The 4,959-nt window shown below is 65.2% G+C and carries 4 protein-coding genes; 3 read left to right on the top strand and 1 reads right to left on the bottom strand.

What is annotated here, in order from left to right:
* On the top strand, positions 1-185 hold a 185-nt coding region (locus NW809_RS10710), incomplete at its 5' end, for a phycobiliprotein lyase (RefSeq protein WP_414402108.1).
* A gap of 123 nt (positions 186-308) precedes the next feature.
* Entirely contained in the window at positions 309-2,198 is a 1,890-nt protein-coding gene (locus NW809_RS10705) for an AAA family ATPase (RefSeq protein ID WP_414402107.1), read from the top strand.
* Here NW809_RS10705 and glcD read toward each other — a convergent pair.
* Complete coding sequence (glcD, locus tag NW809_RS10700; RefSeq protein WP_414402106.1) at positions 2,195-3,685, bottom strand: glycolate oxidase subunit GlcD; 1,491 nt, start codon at positions 3,683-3,685, stop codon at positions 2,195-2,197. The genes NW809_RS10705 and glcD overlap by 4 nt on opposite strands.
* A 69-nt stretch (positions 3,686-3,754) precedes the next feature.
* Between glcD and NW809_RS10695 the strand changes: the two genes are divergently transcribed.
* Positions 3,755-4,959 (top strand): class I SAM-dependent methyltransferase (locus tag NW809_RS10695; protein ID WP_414402105.1); only part of this gene is annotated, 1,205 nt, incomplete at its 3' end.

Below are 4,959 nucleotides of genomic sequence, written 5' to 3'. Positions count from 1 at the left end.
ACACCGAGTACGAGATGACCGAGTCGGAGGAGCGCATCTGGTTTGCCAGCCCCAACCTGCGCCTGCGGGCCAGCACCGTCAAGCGCTTCGGCGGCTTCAGCATGGCCTCTTTCTGCTCCGAGGTGCGCAAGCTCTCCGCCAGCCCTTCCCCCATCTCGGCTGTGGCTGAATCCCGCTCTCTCTAGGCTGTGGGCTGACCAGAAAGCTTGCCGGAGCCGGATCCCTGGCTTACTGGGGAGAGCCTCAGCCGGCAAGGGATGGGCTAAAACCTCTGTTGGTGGGTCATTTGTAGACGGAAAACCCGGGCTGTGGCGGATCTAAGCGACTTTATCCAGGGTATTGAGCAGCTCATCGAGCTAGCCCAGAAGCTGGACGAGAAAAAAAACACGGGGGGGCTGCGAACCGAAGTGCGCATCCAGGCCCGATCCCTGGGCAGCTCCATCCCCCCTTCTGGTTCTATCCCCCGCCGCCGCAGTGCCCAGACGGGGGATCCCTCCTGGAGCAGCGAGCCTCAGGTGATGTCCACGTCAGGCTGGCGCGAGCCGCCCAAGGCTGACCCTACGCCTGAGGCCACTGTCGCCGACCCCCCCGGCAGCCCAGACACCTGGCCGGGACCGCGCCTCAAGGATGTGGGGGGGTTGAAGGAACAACTGCAAGCTTTGCGGGAGCTGGTGGAGATCCCCCTCAAGCGGCCCGATCTGCTGGCCAAGTTGGGTTTGGAGCCGCCCCGTGGCGTGCTGTTGGTTGGCCCCCCTGGCACTGGCAAGACCCTGACGGCCCGCGCTTTGGCCGAGAGCCTGGGGGTGAACTACATTGCCCTCGTCGGCCCGGAGCTGATCGGCAAGTACTATGGGGAGGCGGAGGCGCGCCTGCGGCAGGTATTTGAAAAGGCGGCCAAGTCGGCCCCCTGTCTGGTGTTCATCGACGAAATCGACGCCCTTGTGCCCAACCGCGCCGCCGTCGAGGGAGAGGTGGAAAAGCGCCTGGTGGCTCAAATGCTGGGGCTGATGGACGGCTTTGTGGCCCAAAAAGGTGTTGTGGTGCTGGCGGCCACCAACCGGCCCGAGGCCCTGGATCCGGCGCTGCGGCGACCGGGCCGCTTCGACCGCGAGGTCATTTTCAAGGTGCCGGATCGGGAGGGGCGGCGGGAGATCTTGGCCATCCACACCCGCGGCATGCCGCTGGCAGAAGATGTGGACTTGGACAGCCTGGCGGATCAGACGCTGGGCTTTGTGGGGGCAGATCTGCGCGGCCTGTGCCAGGCGGCAGCCTATGCGGCCTTGCGGCGGCAGGTGCCGGATCTGGGATCCCCCATCCCCGACTCCTTGACAGTTTCGGCGGCGGACTTCCAGCAGGCCCTGCAACAGGTGAAGCCGGCGGTGTTGCGCTCAGTGGAAATCGAGTCGCCCCAGGTGAGCTGGGATCAGATCGGCGGCCTGGAGCAGGCCAAGCAGGTTCTGCAGGAGGCCATCGAGGGATCCCTGCTGCACCCGGAGCTGTACGAGCAGGCCCAGGCGCAAGCGCCCAAAGGGATCCTCCTCAGCGGCCCTCCCGGCACCGGCAAGACCCTGCTGGCCAAGGCGATTGCCTCCCAGGCCAAGGCCAACTTCATCGCCGTCTCCGGCCCAGAGCTCTTGAGCAAATGGGTGGGATCCTCCGAGCAGGCGGTGCGAGAGCTCTTTGCCCGCGCCCGCCAGTGCGCCCCTTGTGTCATCTTCATCGACGAGATCGACACCCTCGCCCCGGCGCGGGGCAGCTACTCCGGCGATAGCGGCGTCAGCGACCGCGTTCTGGGGCAACTGCTGGCCGAACTGGACGGGATCCGCCCCAGCCAGGGGGTGTTGGTGGTGGCCGCCACCAACCGCAAAGTCAGCTTGGATCCCGCCCTCACCCGCGCCGGCCGGCTGGAGCTGCACCTGAGTGTGGAGCTGCCGGATCGGGCCGGGCGGCGGGAGATCTTGGCCGTGCACAACCGCAAGCGCCCCCTGGGGCCGGATGTGGATCTGGAAGGATGGGCTGAGCGCACGGAAGGCTGGAGCGGCGCCGATCTGGCTCTCTTGAGCAACCGGGCGGCAATTGCCGCCATTCGCCGCCACCGGGCCACTGCCGAGTCGGTGGATCCCAAGACCCTGGTCATCCGCCAGGAAGACTTTGCCCAGGCCTTTGCCGAGCTGCAGCAGCAGCGCCAGGCCACCTAGAAGACCGGGATCCCTTGCCATTCCGGCTGCCGGTGGGCGTGGGCCGCCTCGCCGCAGGTGCGGGGGGTGGGAAAGATCTTGTCGGGATTGGCGATGTGCTGCGGGTCGAGCACCTGCCGCACCCACTGCATGCTCTCCAAATCCGTGGGCGTAAACATCTCCGACATGTAGCAGCGCTTGTCGGCCCCGATGCCATGCTCGCCAGAGATGCTGCCTCCCAGGCGCACGCAGAGCTTGAGGATCTCACCCCCCAGCTTCTCCACCTGCTCCAGGGATCCCGGCACCGACTCGTCGTAGAGAATCAGCGGATGGAGGTTGCCGTCGCCGGCGTGGAACACATTGGCCACCGGGTAGCGGTACTGGCGGCTGAGGCGCTCGATTTCTTTGAGGACATAGGCTAGCTGGCTGCGGGGGATCACCCCATCCTGGACGTAGTAGTTGGGGCTGAGCTTGCCCATGGCGGCAAAGGCCGCCTTGCGCCCCTTCCACAGCCGCGCCCGCTCTTCTGCATCGACGGCCACCTGCACCTGGCGGGCCCCGTTTTTCAAGCAGAGCGCCCTCACCTGTTGGCCGACTTCCTCCACCTCCAGCTCCAGCCCGTCCACCTCCACCAGCAAGATGGCTGCCGCATCCCGCGGGTAGTAGCCCAACTGAACCACATCTTCCACGGCATTGATGCTGAAGTTATCCATGATCTCCAGGCCGGCGGGGATGATCCCGGCGGCGATGATGTCGGAAACGGTGGCTCCTGCCGCCTCGACGCTGTCAAAATCCGCCAGCAAGACCTGCACCTGGGCCGGCGCCTTGAGCAAGCGCAGGGTAATCTCGGTAGCAATGCCCAGAGTGCCCTCGGAGCCGACGAACAGGCCCACCCAGTCGTAGCCGGGCATCTCCGGGATCTTGCCCCCCCAGCGCACCACTTCCCCATCCGGCAGCACCACCGTCAGGCCGAGGATGTGGTTGGCCGTCACCCCGTACTTGAGACAGTGGACGCCGCCGGAGTTTTCCGCCACATTGCCGCCGATGGAGCAAACCGACTGGCTGGAGGGATCCGGCGCATAAAAATAGCCCTGGGCGGCCACCGCTTGGGTAATCCAGGCGTTGATTACTCCCGGCTGCACCACCATGCAGCGGTTGTCTAGGTCAATCTCCAGGATCTGTTTCATCAGGGTGGTGGCGATGACGACGCTATTTTCCAGCGGCAGCGCCCCTCCCGAAAGGCCGGTGCCGGATCCCCGCGCCACGAAGGGCACCTGGTAGCGGCTGCACAGCTTCACCACCTGCGCCACCTCCTCCGTGGTGCGCGGCAACACCACCAGAGCCGGCCTTTGCCGGTAGCTGGTCAGCCCGTCGCACTCGTAAACCAGCAGCTCCTCCGGCCTGCTGATCACCCGCCGGGGATCGAGAATTTTTTTGAGCTCAGCCCTCAGTTTGAGCCAATCGAAGGTGAGGCCAGCTTGCAACGGGTGAGAGGAGCGAACAGCCATAGGGGGCGGCAGAACATCTCGTGAGGGGGATATCGTCACTATAGTCTGGATAGTCTGGCCGGAGAGCCTATGCAGTCCCGCAACGCCGAACAGATCCTTGAGCAAGTGCGGCAGCTCTACGACCTCTACCCCTTCCCACCACAGCCCATCGGCACCGTTCCCCCGCCGGGGTGGAACTGGCGCTGGAGCTGGCCCCAGGCCTATGCTTTTTGCACCGGATCCCATCCGGGCCGGCGCAAGGTGCGCATCCTGGATGCCGGCTGCGGCTCTGGGGTAGGGACAGAATACATCGCCCACCAAAACCCGGAAGCGGAGATCTGGGCCTTTGACCTAAGCGGCCGCGCCCTGGAGATTGCCAAGGCCCGCTGCCGGGCTTCCCAGGCGCCGCCGGTGCAGTTTTGCCAGCTCAACGTTTACGACATCGACCAACTGCCGGGGCAGTTCGACTTCATCAACTGCGTGGGCATGCTCCACCACCTGCCGGATCCGCTGGCGGGGCTGCAGGCGCTGGCGAGCAAATTGGCCCCTGGCGGGATCCTGCATTTGTTTGTCTATGGCGAGCTGGGCCGCCACGAAATTCGCCTGATGCAAAAGGCCATCCGCCTACTGGTCGCCGGCTCCGAACACCAGCCCCTGGCTTCCGCAGAACACCTGCAACAAGGGCTACAGGTAGGCCGCCGCCTCTTCCGGATTTTGCCGGAGAGCAACCGCATCCAGCAGCAGGAACGCGCCCGCTGGGCCGTTGAGAACGTGGACGACGAATGCTTTGCCGACATGTACCTGCACCCGCAGGAAGTGGACTACAACATTGAGACCCTGTTTGAGCTGATCCGCGCCTCCGGGCTGCAGTTTTTGCGCTTTTCCAACCCGGAGTTCTGGCGGCTGGAACGGGTGTTGGGCCAGGATGAGGCCCTGCTGGCCCAGGCGGCTCAACTGCCAGAGCCGGAGCGCTACCGCCTGATCGAGCTGCTGGATCCGGTGGTGGCCCACTACGAGCTCTTCCTCGGCAAGCCTCCCCTCCCCCGCTGGGAATGGACCAGTCCGGAGGCGGTGGCCTCGGCTGTTGCCCACCTCAGCCCATGTCTAGGCCTGTGGCCGGGCCGGAGCATCTTCAACTACGCCTACGAGGCAATCTCCCTCAGCGAGGAAGCCTTCGCCTTCCTGCAGCAGGTGGACGGGATCCGCACCGTCCAAGCCCTTCAAGACAGCCTGGAGTCTCCCCTGGGCTGGCCGCAGTTGCAGCAGTTGCTGCGCTGGCAAGTGCTGCTCTTGGA

The sequence above is a fragment of the Synechococcus sp. WC101 genome, from assembly GCF_047461555.1.
Taxonomy (GTDB): Bacteria; Cyanobacteriota; Cyanobacteriia; order Thermostichales; family Thermostichaceae; genus Thermostichus.
Note: the sequence above shows the minus strand (reverse complement) of the source record. Positions and strands in the feature narration are given on the sequence as shown.